The sequence below is a fragment of the Cyclonatronum sp. genome (genome assembly GCF_022565315.1).
Classification (GTDB): Bacteria; Bacteroidota; Rhodothermia; order Balneolales; family Cyclonatronaceae; genus Cyclonatronum.
The window spans coordinates 1-16,083 of record NZ_JAIUMX010000081.1; the positions used below are offsets into that span (position 1 = coordinate 1).

At 51.3% G+C, this 16,083-nt stretch carries 11 protein-coding genes and 1 pseudogene; 7 read left to right on the forward strand and 5 right to left on the reverse strand.

Annotation, left to right across the window (positions count from 1 at the left end; translation table 11 throughout):
- Positions 1-73 precede the first annotated feature (73 nt).
- The 3 genes from LAT75_RS11760 to LAT75_RS11770 all read right to left on the reverse strand — a co-directional run bounded on the left by LAT75_RS11760 (position 74) and on the right by LAT75_RS11770 (position 6,423).
- Complete coding sequence (locus tag LAT75_RS11760; RefSeq protein ID WP_291482862.1) at positions 74-3,442, reverse strand: ATP-binding protein; 3,369 nt, start codon at positions 3,440-3,442, stop codon at positions 74-76.
- A 283-nt stretch (positions 3,443-3,725) separates the two neighbouring features.
- The gene (locus LAT75_RS11765) at positions 3,726-5,243 is read right to left on the reverse strand and encodes a T9SS type A sorting domain-containing protein (protein ID WP_291482863.1); all 1,518 of its coding nucleotides are present in this window, start codon (positions 5,241-5,243) and stop codon (positions 3,726-3,728) included.
- Positions 5,244-5,505: 262 nt separating this feature from the next.
- Positions 5,506-6,423, reverse strand: a complete 918-nt coding sequence (locus LAT75_RS11770) for an ion transporter (RefSeq protein ID WP_291482864.1) — start codon at positions 6,421-6,423, stop codon at positions 5,506-5,508.
- Between the two features lie 234 nt (positions 6,424-6,657).
- Between LAT75_RS11770 and radA the strand changes: the two genes are divergently transcribed.
- Complete coding sequence (gene radA / locus LAT75_RS11775; RefSeq protein WP_291482865.1) at positions 6,658-8,067, forward strand: DNA repair protein RadA; 1,410 nt, start codon at positions 6,658-6,660, stop codon at positions 8,065-8,067.
- 471 nt (positions 8,068-8,538) lie between these two features.
- Here radA and LAT75_RS11780 read toward each other — a convergent pair whose 3' ends face one another.
- The gene (locus LAT75_RS11780; protein WP_291482866.1) at positions 8,539-10,539 is read right to left on the reverse strand and encodes a dehydrogenase E1 component subunit alpha/beta; all 2,001 of its coding nucleotides are present in this window, start codon (positions 10,537-10,539) and stop codon (positions 8,539-8,541) included.
- 447 nt (positions 10,540-10,986) lie between these two features.
- Here LAT75_RS11780 and speD point away from each other — a divergent pair, with 447 nt between their 5' ends.
- The 6 genes from speD to LAT75_RS11810 all read left to right on the forward strand — a co-directional run bounded on the left by speD (position 10,987) and on the right by LAT75_RS11810 (position 15,714).
- Positions 10,987-11,400 (forward strand): adenosylmethionine decarboxylase, encoded by a 414-nt coding sequence (gene speD, locus LAT75_RS11785; protein ID WP_291482867.1) that lies wholly within the window; start codon positions 10,987-10,989, stop codon positions 11,398-11,400.
- 80 nt (positions 11,401-11,480) lie between these two features.
- Positions 11,481-11,951, forward strand: a complete 471-nt coding sequence (locus LAT75_RS11790) for an arginine decarboxylase, pyruvoyl-dependent (RefSeq protein ID WP_291482868.1) — start codon at positions 11,481-11,483, stop codon at positions 11,949-11,951.
- Between the two features lie 116 nt (positions 11,952-12,067).
- On the forward strand, positions 12,068-12,925 hold the full coding sequence (speE, locus tag LAT75_RS11795) for a polyamine aminopropyltransferase (RefSeq protein WP_291482869.1): 858 nt from the start codon (positions 12,068-12,070) through the stop codon (positions 12,923-12,925).
- 189 nt (positions 12,926-13,114) lie between these two features.
- On the forward strand, positions 13,115-13,345 hold the full coding sequence (locus tag LAT75_RS11800) for an addiction module protein (RefSeq protein WP_291482870.1): 231 nt from the start codon (positions 13,115-13,117) through the stop codon (positions 13,343-13,345).
- On the forward strand, positions 13,346-13,636 hold the full coding sequence (locus LAT75_RS11805) for a type II toxin-antitoxin system RelE/ParE family toxin (RefSeq protein ID WP_291482871.1): 291 nt from the start codon (positions 13,346-13,348) through the stop codon (positions 13,634-13,636).
- Positions 13,637-13,764: 128 nt separating this feature from the next.
- A complete protein-coding gene (locus LAT75_RS11810; protein ID WP_291482872.1) occupies positions 13,765-15,714 on the forward strand; it encodes a hypothetical protein in 1,950 nt (649 codons plus the stop codon).
- Between the two features lie 36 nt (positions 15,715-15,750).
- Here LAT75_RS11810 and LAT75_RS11815 read toward each other — a convergent pair.
- A pseudogene (locus tag LAT75_RS11815) lies at positions 15,751-16,083 on the reverse strand (tRNA (guanosine(46)-N7)-methyltransferase TrmB); the annotation flags it as partial.

Below are 16,083 nucleotides of genomic sequence, written 5' to 3' on the forward strand. Positions count from 1 at the left end.
GGCTGAGCAGCCATCACCCTTTACGCCAACTGCAGAATCCGGGAGTGTAAGGACGCAACACAATAAAGGGTAATCAGGCCGCATCCTGAGGCGCGCCTAACGGAAAGCTGACGCGCATGAGGGTGCCCTTCCCTTTTTCACTTTGTGCTTCAATCCTGCCGTTTAAAACCTTGACCATCTCACTGATCAGAACGAGACCGAGGCCGGAACCAGCTTCATTCTGCGTTCCTTTGTGGGAAACTTCCTTATTGAGGGTGAACAAATTTTCCAGCTGTTTCACACTCATACCGGTTCCGAAATCCTGAATTTCAAATATTCCCTGATTATCAGCCGTGTAGCATCTCAGAATAATTTCAGACTGAGGCCATGAAAACTTAATGGCATTGTGAATCAGATTTCTGAGAATGGCATCCAGCATATTCTGATCTGTGAGCAATTTAAACGATTCAAGCCTGAAAACAAGGGTGATGTTTTTGTTTTTTGCGGGGAGCTCCCATGCACGGGCTGCCTGATTCATTTTATCTGAAGCATCTGCGGTTTTGAGCACGGGCTTAATATGTTTGAGCTGAATGCGGGCCCAGCCGAGCAGGTTTTCAAGAAGCTCACTGTGATTATCAGCCGAACCCTTAAGCAGGCTGAGTACTTCCTCGAATTTTTCTTCATCAAGCTCATCACGATGTTCCAGCAGTAAGTCGATCAGGCCTCTGATTCCCGAAAAGGGGCCACGTAAATCATGCGCAATGATGGAAAAAAACCGGTCTTTTTCCTGGTTAAGTTTCCTGAGGTCAGCCGCCTGAATTTCAATAAACTGCTGCTGCAGCAAGGCGGCCTCTTTCTCAGCCTGCAGCTCGCGGGTTCGCTCGTCAACTTTATCCATCAGCAGGCGCTCCTGCCGCTCAAACGCCCGGATGCGGTACCGGTAAAAGTTAATAAGCAGCACAACACCGAAAATTAAAGACAAAACCCGAAACCACCAGGTTTGAAAAAAGTGCGGCTCTTTTATGATTACAAGCTGCGCAAAGGCTGCAGGATCAGCTGCCGGATCGGTTGGGTCGGTGGTTGAAAGCCTGAAGGTGTAGCTTCTTGGCGGCAGGTTGGTATAGGAAACAGCCCTTCTGGTACCGGCGAGGTTCCAGAATTCGTCGTAGCCGTCGAGTTTGTACCAGAACTGCGTGGCGCGCGGAGCGTCAAAATTAATTCCGGTATAGGTGATGGTAAAATCATTTTCACCGGGCTGCAGCACTATTTTATCCGGAAGCTCATAAACCCCGGTTGAAGTTAAAAATGAATCAATAACGGGGACCGGCTGACGCACGTTTTCCTGAATCTGAGATGTCCGGAAAAAGGCAAGGCCCGTTTGCGTGGAGAAAAACAAATCACCGTTTTCCCGAAGAACAAAGCTGTTTTGAAAACCGCCGTTACCTTCTGCATTTGCCAGGCCTTCCCTTTCTGTAAATACTGTTGGTCTGATGCGGATCATCTCGCCATCCATAAACCGGTTCACTTCTGCTTTGTTTACAAAAAAGATACCCTGATTTGTACTCATCCAAAGACGGCCGTTATAATCTTCAATTACATTGTGAAGCAGATCTCTGTGCAAGCCGTTCGCACTGCTGATGGTTCTGAATTCACCATCACGCAGGCGGCTCAGTCCGCCGCCTTCCGTAGCAAACCAAACGGTACCGGCATCATAGCGATCGGGGTAAACCCCTCTTACGCTATTGTTCCCAAGCCCGTCGGCAACGGTATAGTTACGGCAACTTCCTGTTTTCGTATTAATATAAAACACCCCTCTCCTCAGGCTTGTAAGCCAAATACCACCGCTTTCAACCGGTATAATCTGCTGTACAAATACATGATGGAGCTCTTCCTCACAGGGAAAGTTTACAGACACACCATTTTTTAATTTTACTAAACCGTCAAATAAACCAACCCAAAGTATTCCATCATCGGTGATATGAAGCGCCCTTATTTCAAGTGTCTCTACAGGAAAACCAAGATCAAGCAGCTCAAAAAAACCGTCAGGGCCAAGCCTGCCTATTCCCCATCTGTTTAAACCTGCATAGAAGGCGCCATCAGCTCCGGTAGCAAAAGCGTAAATCTCAAAACCCGATATTAGGTCACTGAAAATTTGTATTTCTTCCGAAATCCCGCTTTCACTGACCCGATAAACTTTCGACCTGCGTGTAGATATCCAGAAGTTGCCCTCATTATCCTCATATATCCCGATTAATCTGTCATCAGTTGCAGCAGTATCCGTGCGGAGAGAGGATGCAACCGGCCTTGTAAGCCTTACAAGACCTCCTAAAAATGTTGAAAACCAGATATTCCCGTCACGGTCCAGCAAATATCTGGAAATACCGCTCTGAATGCTTTGAGAAGATATTTCAGGTATTATTTCTTCATCATTTTTAAAACTAATAGTATAGCCTTTTCGCGTAATTAAGTAATTATAACTATCAAAATCCAGAACCACAGAAGATAGCAAGCCTATTTCTAAATGATTTATATCTACATAGGTTTCACGAAAATTATTATTAATATCGAACACAGACATACCTGTTTCTGAACTAAAATAAAGCCTGTTTTCTGACACAACCTTTCCAATACCGTTAGAGGTTTTATGACGAAGATCAAAATCCAGTCTGACAAGTTCATTATCAGTTGAAACATAAAGCTTGTTTGAAACAAAAATGAACATACCATCATCAAAAGTACGCAGATGAAGCCTGTCAGGATGGTAGTTTTCAAAATTCAAAATTTCAACCTTGAATTCCGGATCCAGAACTATAATCTCTTTTAATGTGGTGAGATACAGTTTCCCGTTTCCTCCAACAACGGCCCAGGTGATATAGGAGCTGAGTGAATCACTGTTTTCAATAGAAAACTGCTCCATTTTACCCTCGGTATGGTTATAGACAAATACCCCGCTATATGTTCCAAAAACAGTAGTCTCGTTCCAGTAAACAGGTCTTACTGATATAGCGTCCGTAAAACCGTTAGAATCATCGAAATACCTGAACGTTCCGTTTTCAAGCAAAACCAGACCACCGTATTCCGGAACAATCCAGATTAGGGACGGGTCATTTTCATCCCGTTCAATCCAGGTAAACCGATTGGTAGTAAGTTCGGGGTTCGTGGTTGTGTTGTAAACGCGAAACTCAAAGCCGTCGAAGCGCACAATCCCTTCATAGGTGGTTAACCAGATAAATCCTCTGTCACATTGCGTTAGATCTACGACTGAATCAACAGGCAGACCGTCGATTACACCCCAGCTTTCAGTGAGAAAGTACGGAGAACCCTGCCCAAAGAGGTTGCCGGCACTGTTACCAAAGGCATAAACTTTGCTGTACGAAAAGTACAATAGTACAATAAAAAGGAAGAAAAGCGGCTTCAGGCAAATTTGGAAGAAGCTTAAGGTTCCGTTGTATTTAAAAATCATGAGCTGCTGTTATGTCTGCTTAGGCGGATGCTGCTTGTTCGAGACGGGAAATAAATAACTTTCTGTTTCCATACAGAAAGTAGCTAATGAATGCACAAGTACAAACAAAAATAATAAGCGACGCCATATTTCATTTTGGCACTCCCCATCAAAGTGCTTTTACGTATATTTTTTTTGAAATATGGGTATTTGTACGGTTATACAAAAAAAGGTCAGACAGGTACAATATATCTGTCTGACCAATTATCAATAAATCTACCTTAAAGTACGTACAGAATAAACGCTATTTCAACAGCGTAATCTGTTTTGTCAGTATTTCATTACCTGCCTGAAGCCGAATGATATAAATTCCGCTTGACAGCATAGAAGCGTCAAAATTTACGGTGTGTAAACCGGCACTAAGCGTGTCATTTATAAGGGTAGCAACCCTGCGGCCGAGGATATCATAAACCTGCAGATTAACCATACCGCTGTCTCTAATCTCAAAAGGTATATTGGTTGAAGGATTGAACGGGTTTGGATAAGCATTTCCGAGTACAATACGGGCCGGTAGCTGTTCTGAACCTTCACCGATGCTCACGTTGGTCACATCCCAGGTGAGTACCAAACGTGCCATATCGTAGTATTCGTCATCCCATTCATCATATTCGCTGATGATGATTACCACCGGTAAGAACCCGGTGTCGTCATAAACAAATAATTCTCTCTCGCTAACTACCCACTGCTCTTCAAAGAAATCATAGAAAGATGAGGTTCCGAAAAGAATCTGATCCTGTTCATCAAATCCCATAAAGAACCTCTCATCCGGCTGCCAGCCATCAAAGAAAAAGGAGTAGGTGTAAATAATCGCAGAGAAGTAATCCGGTGTTGGCTGATTCGCGAAAATGCGAATCATGCGGCTTTCTTCAGCCCATTCTTCACCATCCCAGAAGAGATCGATCATACTTGGCATGTTCAACTGAAGGTACATCACCGTTTCGCTGCCAATATTAAGCATATCAAGTGTACCCGTTATAAGTTCATAGAACTCAGCCGGCGAGGTCTCGAGGTAGATGGTGCGGTAATCAGGCTCTAATTCTCCGCCCCCAAAAAAGTTTGAGCTGTAGGTCTCGGTGAGGTCAGTTCCGTCGTACTCAAAAATCGATTGGCCTGCAAGCGACCAGCCGCCATTACCATCTGATTCAAATTCATCAAATTGCGTAATGTCTGTGCCGTCGTACGTGATAACAATACGAAAGATTTCCTCACCTTCTTCAGAAACCAGTACTTCGTGAATGTAGGGTACACCATTGATAAGCTCGTAAATAAAAACTTCAGAACTTTCGGGAATCCAGCCTGATTCATCATTCCAAAATGAGCTGACCGTGCCCGTAAGCTGATTACCGGAGTAGGTGTAGTTCACTTTAAAACCGTTAAGCCAAACACCAGTAAAAAAGTTACTCTGAAAAAGCTGTTCAGAAATACGGTTTTGTTCCCAGCTGAAAAGGGTCCGCTGAAAATCGAACCAATCGGGCTCACCCGGTTCATCGCTTAAGTTAAGCTGGAACGTAGCACTTTCAAGCAGGGGCTCTTCAGACATGAGTCCGGCTTGCGGACTTGCTGAAGCATTCTGAAAGCGCTCTATATGCCGCATTACACGAAGCTCCCGCATTTTCATGCGGTTTTCAAGTCTTTGCTGAACAGCTTCTTGCGGATCAGCTGAATTTCTGACCGCTTGTCTTTCCGTTTGGGCTGCAGCTTCATCCGTAAAGTGCAGCTGCATGAAGAATAGTGATACTAATAGAATAGTAAGGGTTTTCATGATATTTAAACCTCGTTTTTTATTCGTACAGTGAAGGTTAAGCCGTGGTATTTGGGATCATAATCATTTTTTCACAATCTACGAAAGTATATACGAAATGTAAACTTTATGTTTAGCCGGTCAGACTTTATAATGCGCATTTTGGGCACCGACGGCCTGTATAACAAACATGGAAACGACATCCATTTTACAACTTGGCACAACTGCTTTGTACCCGCTTTTTCAGTTCATCCCACACCAATGCAGCCGGAAGTTCTGCCGCTTATTTTTTGATCGCCTTTTTCTTTTGCGCCAGAAACTGAATTCTTTTACGAAGGATCTCGAGATCGTTTGAGAGGTTTTCAAGCTCGTCAATTTCAGTTGGCTCTTTGCTGCGGTCCCGCAGGGCAAAGGCTTCGTCAGAAGCATCAGATTTGGCTTCCTCCATACTGTTCATGATTACGCCGATAAACAGATTGAGCACGACCATGGTACCGATGATCACGAACGAAACAAAATAGAACGTTGCCCAGATGCCATGTGCGATGGGTGAGATACAGCCTTCCTCCGCCGAATAGCCCCAAATGCTGTGATCGCAGCCGTAAATGTTGATGTACATGATGTCGGTCCAGTCTTCAAGGGTCACGATACGAAAAAGGCTGAGCAGGCTGAGCTGCAGGTTGCCGAAATGCACAGGGTCATTCACGCTGAACAGAAACACCCCCATAGTGGCGTAAATGTAAAATATGACCAGCAGTAAAATACCCACATACCCGATCGAAGGAATTGATTTTAGCAGGGCGTTTACCAGCAGCTGTAGCTTGGGGATGGTTCTCACTACCCTGAAAACCCGCAGCACACGCGCAAGCCGCAGCACCGCTACCATGAACCCTTCCACATCCGGCACGAGCATCGCGGCATAGCACACAAACACAATGCTGAAATCGAACACATTCCACGGATCTTTAAAATACCGCAGCGGACGGTTGCCCTCGGCAGCCATCTTCATTATAATCTCAATCAGGAAGATGAACAGCACCAGCTGATCGAGCCAAAATATAAGCGTGTAGTATTGTTTGGCGAACTCTTTGTAGGTCTGAATGCCCACGAGTACCCCGGCAAACAAAATCACCCCGAGTATGAAATTCCCGAACCAGTTGGTTTCAACAATTTGCTTACAATAGCTGGAAAACGCGCTCATGAATATCTTCAGAGTGTAGCTGAGGCTTTTGGAATGAATAGATGGGCTTACTTTACTTCAGTGCACAGGTGCATATTTTTTTTCCGGACGGGCAAAAATAGGAAGTACTGAGGGATTTTCCGCATTTTGATGCCCCGATTCCTGCTTTATTATGGCTGATAGCAGCTTTGCTCAGCCGGTCGTTTCGGGTTGTAAGCCTGAGAGCCAAGCTGTTATATTGCCGCCTCTAATGTAATGCTCACCTATTTTATTATGGCCAAAGCCAAAACATCGTACGAATGCCGGGATTGCGGCTACACAACGAGCCGCTGGCTGGGCAACTGCCCGACCTGCAAAAGCTGGAATTCGTTTGAGGAAGTCATCAAGCCCGCCGAAACTGCGGCCTCGAAAAACCACCGCGCCCGGCTGATGCCCGCTGTGCAACCCGAGGGCAGCACCAAAGCCCGGCTGCTCAACGAAATCGATACCGAGGAAGCCGGCCGCACCACTACCGGCATGGCCGAGTTCGACCGCGTACTTGGCGGCGGACTCGTTAACGGCTCGTTCATCCTTATCGGGGGCGATCCCGGGGTCGGGAAATCGACCCTCGCGCTGCAGCTCGCCGGCAAACGGCCCGATCTCAGCATCCTGTACTGCTCGGGCGAGGAATCCGCCGGGCAAATTCGTCAGCGGGCAACGCGCATGAAGCTGCACGCGCCCAAACTGCACCTCTACACCGAAACCGACATTACCCTGATTCAGCAGCAGGCCGAGCTGCTCAAGCCGGATATCCTGATTGTTGATTCTATACAAACGGCCTTCCGGCCCGAAATTTCGAGCATGCCCGGCAGCGTGGCGCAGGTGCGCGAATGCGCCGGCCTGCTGATGCGCCTCGCCAAGCTCACCGGCCTTACCACCATCGTGATCGGGCACGTTACCAAAGAAGGCGACCTCGCCGGTCCGCGGGTTTTGGAGCACATGGTAGATGTGGTGCTGCAGTTTGAAGGCGACAAGCAGCTGAACTACCGCCTGCTGCGGACCCTCAAAAACCGCTTCGGGCGCACGCAGGAAGTCGGCGTTTTCGAGATGCGCGAAAGCGGCCTGCGGGATGTGGCCAACCCTTCGGAGCTTTTCCTCTCGGGCTTTACCGAGGGCATCAGCGGGAATGCGGCCGCCTGCATTCTGGAGGGGAACCGGGCCATTATCCTTGAGGTGCAGGCGCTGGTAACGCCGGCCTCTTACGGCACGCCGCAGCGCACCGCCTCGGGTTACGATCAGCGCAGGCTGCAGCTGCTGCTGGCCGTGCTCGAAAAACGGCTGGGCTACCGCTTTGGCGACAAAGATGTGTTCCTGAACGTGGCCGGCGGTATCCGGCTGCAGGATACCGCCTCCGACCTCGCGCTGGTTTCGGCCCTGGTTTCGAGCTACCTCGACCGGCCCGTGCCCGAAAAAACGCTCCTCATCGGTGAAGTGGGTCTGGGTGCGGAAATCCGGCAGGTGAGCGGGCTCGAAACGCGCATCAGGGAGGCGGCGAAATCGGGCTTCAAGACCATCTTCGCCCCTGGCACGTCCTCAGACGCGCTACCCGCCTTCAAAAACACGAAACTCCACTTTGTGGGTCAGCTGCATCAGGTCAATCAGCGGCTATTCGGGCCAGGCGGCTAAGAGGGAGTTCACACCTTCAAAAAAACAGCCACCCGGCAGGCCGTACGTTCGCGGATTTTTTTGGGGGAACTCCGTGCACATCACGGTCTTTCGTGCCAAATTTTGACACCCCAAATCGGCGGAGAACGCCTTGCTTTTTTGTCCGGCGCACCCAAGCCAGCCCAAACAAAAAGCCCGGATTTGCGCTTAGGGCCGGATCAGCTCTTTACACCTTGCTTCTGCTGCATTCCCGATCCCGATCAGCACCAGCAAAGCTGCACGCCGTCAGGAAGTACCAAACCGGAGTTTTTGTGCCAAATTACCGTGCTGCCATTGTAGTTTCAGCAAAAAAAGCACGGGGCATTGCGCCGATTTGGGATATCAGCGGCCGGCACGAAAGACCTTGATGTGCACGGAGTTCTACCCAAAAAAAAACAAAGAGCGGATATGCCCGTGAGGCCGGTAGCAGGCTGAAGCGATAATTTTTGGGAATCAAAAATCCAGCAGCTGCCGGATTTTTGCATCGAGGCGTTTGGTGGGCAGGTAGCCCTGCTCGAGGTTGCGGTTGAGGGGTACGGGGGTGTTCAGCGAGGAGCAGCGGATGAGGGGGGCGTCGAGGAATTCGAAGCAGTGCTCGCTGAGCTGAGCCGCGACCTCCGCCATGGGGCCAAGCACCGCGGTCGCTTCTTCGAGCAGCAGCACGCGGCTTGTTTTGGCTACGCTCGCCTTCACGGTTTCGATATCAAGCGGCACAAGGGTGCGCAAATCTACGATTTCGGCCTCGATGCCTTCTTCCTTCGAAAGCTTCGCAGCCCGCTCAAGCGCCCAGTGCACGCCCATGCCGTAGGTCACGATAGTGAAATCGGTACCCTGCCGCACCACCTTTGCTTTGCCCAGCTGCTCGTATTTCGGTACGGCACTGACTTCGCCTTTGAGGCTGCGGTAGAGGACTTTGTGCTCGAAAAAGAGCACCGGGTTGGGGTCCATTACGGCGCTGTAGAGCAGGTTGTGGGCATCCTCAACGGATGAAGGCACCACAATTTTGAGGCCGGGATGCTGCATGAACCAGGGCTCCGGACTCTGCGAGTGAAACGGGCCCGCGCTCACGCCCGCGCCGTGCGGCATGCGGATGGTGATGTTGAGCGGGGGCGTCCAGCGGTAGTGCGACTTGCCGACATTGTTCACAATCTGATTGAAGGCGCAGGTGATGAAATCACTGAACTGCATTTCCACGATGGGTTTGAAGCCGCTGAGAGTGAGGCCGATGGCAGCGCCAACGATGCCGGACTCAATAATGGGCGTATTTCGGATGCGGTCGCGGCCGAATTTCTCCAGGAAACCCTGCGTCACTTTAAACGCACCGCCGTACTCGGCGATGTCCTGACCCATAATCAGGGTGCTTTCATCGTGGGTGAGCACGTACTCGAGGCTGTCTTTCACCGCATCAATAAAGCGAATTTCGCGCTTTTCGCCATCCTGCTGCTGTCCGTTCGACGGCAGCACCGGCTCCGACACCGAAAAAACGGAGGAGGTTTCGGTATCCTCATCAAATTCAGGCTCGGGGGCATCGAGGGCGCGGTTTAGCTCGTCGAGAAACAGAGCATCGGCTTCGGCCTTCAGGCGCTCAAAATCGTCATCATTCATAAGCCCCTGTTCTCTGAGCAGGTTTTCAAACTGCAGGATGGGATCTTTTGCCGCCCATTCTTCCATCAGCGCTTTCGGAACGTAGGCTGTACCGGAAGCTTCCTCATGACCGCGCATGCGGAAAGTCATGGCTTCAATCAGAATCGGTTTTTGCTCCGCGATCGCGTAAGCGCGTGCCTGAGCGACGGCTTCGATAACTTCCGGCAGGCTGTTGCCGTCAATCACCCGGCTTTCCATGCCGTAGCCTGCGGCACGGTCTGAAATTTTGGAGCAGCGGTACTGCTCGCGGGTAGGCGTTGAGAGCGCATAGCCATTGTTTTCAATCAGGAAGATAACGGGCAGATCCCACACAGCGGCGAGGTTGAGGGCTTCGTGGAAATCGCCTTCACTTGTGGAGCCTTCTCCGCAAAATGCGAGGGCAACCCGCTGCTCCTGCTTCAGCTTGGCAGCAAGCGCGAAGCCGTCGGCTACGGGCAGCATGGCTGCAAGATGGCTGATCATGCCGCAGATATTGTACTCCGGCAGCCCGAAATGAAACGAGCGGTCCCGCCCGTTCGTGAAGCCGTCTTTCCGGCCCAAAAGCTGACAAAACAAATTGTAGAGGGGCACTTTACGGGTTGTGAACACACCCAGATTCCGGTGCATGCTCATGATTACATCCTCAGTGCTTAGCGCGGTCGCTACCCCTACGGGAATCGCTTCCTGACCCATACCTGAGAACCACTTGGAAATCCTGTTTTGCCGCAATAAACGCAGCATTTTCTCTTCAATACGGCGCGGAAGCACGAGATTCTGATAATGCGTTACAGCCGAATCAGCCTCGAGCGAAAAAAATTTATAGGCTTGCATTCAAATTGGATAGAAAAGTTTGTATTTTTAATATTCTGTATCGAAAGGACTTTGGCATCTCACAAAGATAGCATTCCTGAAGCGCAGAATGATACCCGTCGGGTATCAAAACCAAAAAACTTTTTATGGAAGATACTTCATAACTGATACCATCAAAAACACTCAATACAAGGAAACCAAGGTAAATTGACCAACTTTGTTTCTCAGGCCCCCGCGCAGGCCACGCTTTATCTTATGTACCCCATTCCTCAGTTTGGGGAGGTTGTTTCAGAAACGACCGCAATGCGCAACACGGGTAGCGACCTTTTTTCACCAGCATGTAGCAGAACCGGTTCGGTTAAGGCTAAGGGTGTCAAAACGGTTGCTTTTTCTGTTTATACAGGACCTGCTAATACGCAAGGCTGTAATTTGCCAACAACCAAAATGAAGAGAGGATAAACCATGCACATGCAAGCATTAGGACGCCAGATACTGGTCGAGTACTACGACTGCAACAGCGAAATTATAAACGACGTGTCTCAGATTGAGTCCATTTTACTCGAAGCTACCCGCCGCTCGCAGGCCAGTATCATTTCTCACAATTTTCACAAGTTTAGTCCGCACGGGGTAAGTGGTACCGTAGTAATTGCAGAATCGCATGTTGCAATCCATACCTGGCCGGAATACGGGTACGCTGCTGTTGATATTTTTACCTGCGGCGAAACCATTGATCCCTGGATTATTCAGGAGCACATCAAAGAGCGCTTCGAATCCAAAAACGTTTCCAGCATGGAGATGAAACGCGGTTTGTTTAAGGTTGAAGAAGGCGAAGAGCTGCTTTTCAAACCCAAAGACAGCGACAAATACAGTTCCGTTAACTAATTCATCCCTCCTTAAAGCGAAGCACCCTCTGCATTCACAGGTGTTTCGGCTAACTGACCACCCGATTATTTTACAGCCTTATGATGGTTCAAAATCCGAATATTTTTTCACTTGTTAAGGGCGCTGCCGAAGGCAATACTACCCTTAACGCTTTCGACCTTGCCCTGCTTAATGCCGGTGTTGGCGATACCAACCTCGTGCGCATGAGCAGCATCATTCCGCCAAACTGCGAGCTTGTGGATAACATCGTGCTGCCTAAAGGCTCCCTTATCCCCATCGCTTATGCAGCCATCAATTCCACCAATCCCGGTGAAATTATTTCCGCTGCGATCGGCGTGGGCCTGCCCGAAAACGAAGGCGAACCCGGCCTCATCATGGAATTTGAAGACACAGCCCCCCTCTCCGAAGTGGAAGCCATTGTGCGCCAGATGGTTGTCGACGGCTACGCCTACCGCAACCGCAAGTACCGCGAAATCCTTACGCTCGGCATCGAGCACAAGGTTGAAAAAGCCGGCGCTGTTTTCGCTGCGGCCGTACTCTGGTACAAATAAGAATTTCAAGTACTAAACCAGGCCGACCCAGTCTGAAAAGGCGGGTCGGCTTTTTTTTAGCCCGAACCTCCCTGCCTGCTCAGGAACCCCATAAACCCGATTTTTATCCCGATATCATGCCCATTCAGTATAACGAGTTTTACAACGAACAAACCGGCCTCACCGTAGGTGTTAAGAAACAGCTCTTCCACGAAGTAACCCCTTACCAAACCGTTGAGGTGTTCGAAACCGACACCTGGGGCAACCTCATGACCATCGACGGCATGGTGATGCTCAGCGAAAAAGACGAATTCGTGTATCACGAAATGATGGCGCACATGCCGCTGCTCACGCACCCGAACCCCGAAACCGTGCTCATTATCGGCGGCGGCGACGGCGGCACGGCCCGCGAGGTGCTCAAGCACCCCGGCGTAAAGCACGTTGATATGGTCGAAATCGACGAAGCCGTTGTGCGCGCAAGCAAGCTGCACATGCCCGGCGTAGGCGATTTCGATAACCCGAAACTGCACGTGAAATACGAAAACGGCCTCACCTTTGTGGACGGCCCAAAAGAGGTGTACGATGTGATCATCATTGACGGAAGCGACCCGGTTGGGCCGGCAGTTGACCTCTTCAAGCGCGATTTCTACGAAAAATGCCACGTATGCCTCAAGGCCGACGGCGTGCTCGTAAGTCAGACCGAAAGCCCCTTCGTAGAGCACTATCACGACAGCATCCGCAGCGTGCAGCGCGCCATCGACAGCCTGTTCCCGATTGCGAAACTCTTCCTCACCTGGATCCCGCTGTACCCGACCGGCATGTGGTCGATGTCCATCGCAAGCAAGCAGCGCGACCCGCTTTCAGCAGAAGTGCTCGAAAATATTGATGCGCGCATCGCTCCCTTCGCAGATTCGCTCAAATACTACAACAAAGACGTGCACGCAGCAGCCTATGCCCTGCCCGGCTTTGTAAAACAAATGCTCGAAGCAGAATAAAGCGGGCATCCGTCGTTTTCAGGGGAAGCCGTGTTCCGACACAGCTTCCCTTTTTTTGTTTATTATAGGGTGAAGCCCCCCCAACCCTCACAAGCCGCCGGTATCTTACACGGCTGACTCCTGCGTAAATCTGAGCAACAATAATGTTTTGCTTTTTATAAATTGCAGTGAATTAACTAATCAGAACTTATGGCAAACACATTTAAAGAAATAGAATCTTCAGCACTCAAGCTTGGCGAAAAACAACGAGCCCGGTTAGCAAGCCGGCTCATTGACAGCCTTGAAAGCCTGAAAAAACAAGACGCCGAAAAAACCTGGTTAGAAGAAATCGAACACCGTAATGATGCATTGGAGGCAGGTAATCATCCTTTAATCCCTGCTGAAGAAGTCTTTCGAAGTGCACGAAAACGATTTTCATAAATGCAGGCAAGGTTTCTTTCCATAGCCCAAAAAGAGCTTTTGGACAGCATGGCCTATTATGAACAAATGGACCCCGGTCTGGGGATTAAGTTCATGGAAGAAGTCGAAGAAACCGTGGCCTTTATTATGCAGTATCCGCAATCGGGAATGCTGCTGAATGCTTATGCACGCCGGGTCTTATTAAACAGATTCCCATTTGGGGTTGTGTACAGGTTGAGGGGTAGTGAGCTTGTTATTCTGTCGATTATGCATCTTAAACGTGAACCAAATTTTTGGATAAAACGAACGTAGGCAGTGCCCTTAACAAGCGTTTCGAACTGTTGGCAGCTCTTTGTATTATGTTCATCGTAGCTGATCCTTTTTTTCGCAAATTTCCCAATACCTACCGTGCAAAAGCAGTTTAAACGTCAGACCGGTCCATGTCCCCACCTCCGCTGAGTAAACCCCGAAACAGCTGCAAGGCCCGATTCATCCGGGTGCTGGTGTTGCTTCAGCTGGGTCTGTTTTTTGGGGGGTATCGATGGATGGATAACGCCCCCGCCCCTTCAGCGGTCCTTGCTGCGGTACCGGCCGCTGCGGCTTCATCCGGCTCCGCAGCAGCCGTAACGGACTCCCTTCGCCCCCATCCGCTTCAGCTGCAGTTTGACGGCCGCCGGACCCCGCTACCCGACAGCCTCAGCCGGGTTACCCTGCCCCACCCAATCCCCGATGCCGAAACCCTGTTCCGGCTCCCTCTCGTGCAGCAGGCCGTGCGCTACGCCACAACCCTCGCCGGCGCGGAGGGCTACCTCGCCGCTGCCATCGACTCCCTACGGCTTCCCGCACAGCCCGGCGAACCGCTGGTCCTGCTCGGCAGCCGCGGTTGCGCCCACACGCTGGCTTCCACCCGCATCACCCTAACAAACACACCCGGCGACTGGAGCGAAGAGCAGCTCCGGGAATTTGAATCTGCAATGCAGGGAATTTCGGGAAGCTTTCTGCGCACCGGCAGAAGGTACATGGCTGACCTGGCCGAGCGGGAAATCGGGGCCGTTTTGCGTTTTTGGGAGCGCGAAGGCCATCTGTTTGCGCAGGTGAGGCCGGAACTCAGGCTGCACGAGTGCGCTATCAGCCTCGATCTCGCCACCGATCCCGGCCCGCTTGTGAGGGCAGATGAGTTGCGGTTTTCGGGCGTGAGCCGCAACAATCCGGATTTTCTCGCGCGGGTTAGCGGCATCCGTGAAGGCAGTATTCTTGACGCCTCCGCCCTGCGCAACGCCCGCCTCAGCCTCGAAAATACCGGCCTGCTCTCCTCGGTTGAAGACCTGCTTATCCTGCAGGAAACCGGCACCGGACGCTTCATCCTTGAAATTGTCGTTCAGGAGCGGCGCACCAACGCCATCGATCTGCTGTTTGGCTACGTGCCCGATCCGGGCGGCGGCGGCACCGTTGTGGGTTCCGGCGACCTCGTGCTGCGGAATGTGTTCCTGCCCGGCAGCCGGCTCGACCTTCAGTTTGAGCGGCTGCAGCAGTTCGTTACCCGCCTCGATATGGGCTATGAATCCCGCTTCATCGGCAGTTCCCCTTTTGGGGCGGGCGCGCGCTTTCGTTTTGAGCAGCAGGACACCCTCTATCAGGTGCGCAACCTGCAGCTCAGCGGCCGCTACCGCCTCAGCAGCACCACCGATCTGATTGCCGGACTGCGGCAGGAGGTGAGCGTAAGCGGCGCCCTGCCCGTGCAGCAGCAGCGCGTACTCGACGCTACGAGCCTGTTTACCGGCTTCGGCATCGAATTCCGCGATACCGACCGGCTTCGGAACCCGACCCGCGGTGCCACCTTTTTCCTGCTTGCAGAAACCGGCGTGAAGCGCCTCACCGATGCCAACCGGGAGCTTTTTACCGAGCGAAGCCGCCTGAATCAGCAGGAAGTGCATTTTCGGGCGCAGGCCTACCTCAGCCCGTTTCGCCGGCAGGTCGTTGCCCCGTCCCTGCATGGTTTTCTGAGCCTTTCGCCCGAATACACCGAAAGCGACCTGAACCGCTTTGGCGGCGCCAGGAACCTGCGCGGCTACCGCGAAGAACAGTTTCAGGCCTCCCGCATGCTCTGGAGCGATGCCGAATACCGCTATCTGCTCGATGAGGATTCCTACGCCTTCGTATTCGGCGCGCTCGGCTGGTACGAGCGACCCGTCCTCATTTTTGAAGGAAGGCCGGCTGTGGGGGATGAACCGGCGCGTCAGTCAGCTGCACAGCGGGAATGGCTGCGCAGCTGGGGCTTTGGGTTCGCTGTAGGTACGCCGCTGGGCACCATGCAGTTCAGCTACGCGCTGGGTCGGGGCGACACCTTCGGAAACGGCAAAGTGCACGTAGGTCTTCGGGCCGATATCTGAAACCTCCCTCCTTTAAAAGAGCCTTACCCGGGTTTATCAGCCGGGCTGCTGCTGCTCTGATTTCAGCCGGAAGCGGAGGTAGCGGATGGTCCGGCCGTCTTCCAGGTGCATGTTTTCGTAGTAGGTACGAATTTTGAGCAGCTCCGGAATTTCGGGCAGGGCATACACATCATCAATCCGTTCGAGCAGCTCATGCCCTTCTTCGGCGATGGTTTCAAGGGTGAAAGTGAACAGCTCCGGGGAGTCAGTTTTGAGGTGAATGTGCCCGCCGGGTTTAAGCACCTGCCGGTACAGCTCCAGAAAGCGGGGATGGGTGAGGCGGCGGGTCCGGCGGCGGTTGCTCAGAAACGGATCGGGGAAGGTGATCCA

Coding starts and splice junctions, on each gene's coding strand:
- LAT75_RS11760 (WP_291482862.1), bottom strand. CDS start 3,442: ATGATTTTTAAATACAACGGAACCTTAAGCTTCTTCCAAATTTGCCTG.
- LAT75_RS11765 (WP_291482863.1), bottom strand. CDS start 5,243: ATGAAAACCCTTACTATTCTATTAGTATCACTATTCTTCATGCAGCTG.
- LAT75_RS11770 (WP_291482864.1), bottom strand. CDS start 6,423: ATGAGCGCGTTTTCCAGCTATTGTAAGCAAATTGTTGAAACCAACTGG.
- radA (WP_291482865.1), top strand. CDS start 6,658: ATGCTCACCTATTTTATTATGGCCAAAGCCAAAACATCGTACGAATGC.
- LAT75_RS11780 (WP_291482866.1), bottom strand. CDS start 10,539: ATGCAAGCCTATAAATTTTTTTCGCTCGAGGCTGATTCGGCTGTAACG.
- speD (WP_291482867.1), top strand. CDS start 10,987: ATGCAAGCATTAGGACGCCAGATACTGGTCGAGTACTACGACTGCAAC.
- LAT75_RS11790 (WP_291482868.1), top strand. CDS start 11,481: ATGATGGTTCAAAATCCGAATATTTTTTCACTTGTTAAGGGCGCTGCC.
- speE (WP_291482869.1), top strand. CDS start 12,068: ATGCCCATTCAGTATAACGAGTTTTACAACGAACAAACCGGCCTCACC.
- LAT75_RS11800 (WP_291482870.1), top strand. CDS start 13,115: ATGGCAAACACATTTAAAGAAATAGAATCTTCAGCACTCAAGCTTGGC.
- LAT75_RS11805 (WP_291482871.1), top strand. CDS start 13,346: ATGCAGGCAAGGTTTCTTTCCATAGCCCAAAAAGAGCTTTTGGACAGC.
- LAT75_RS11810 (WP_291482872.1), top strand. CDS start 13,765: ATGTCCCCACCTCCGCTGAGTAAACCCCGAAACAGCTGCAAGGCCCGA.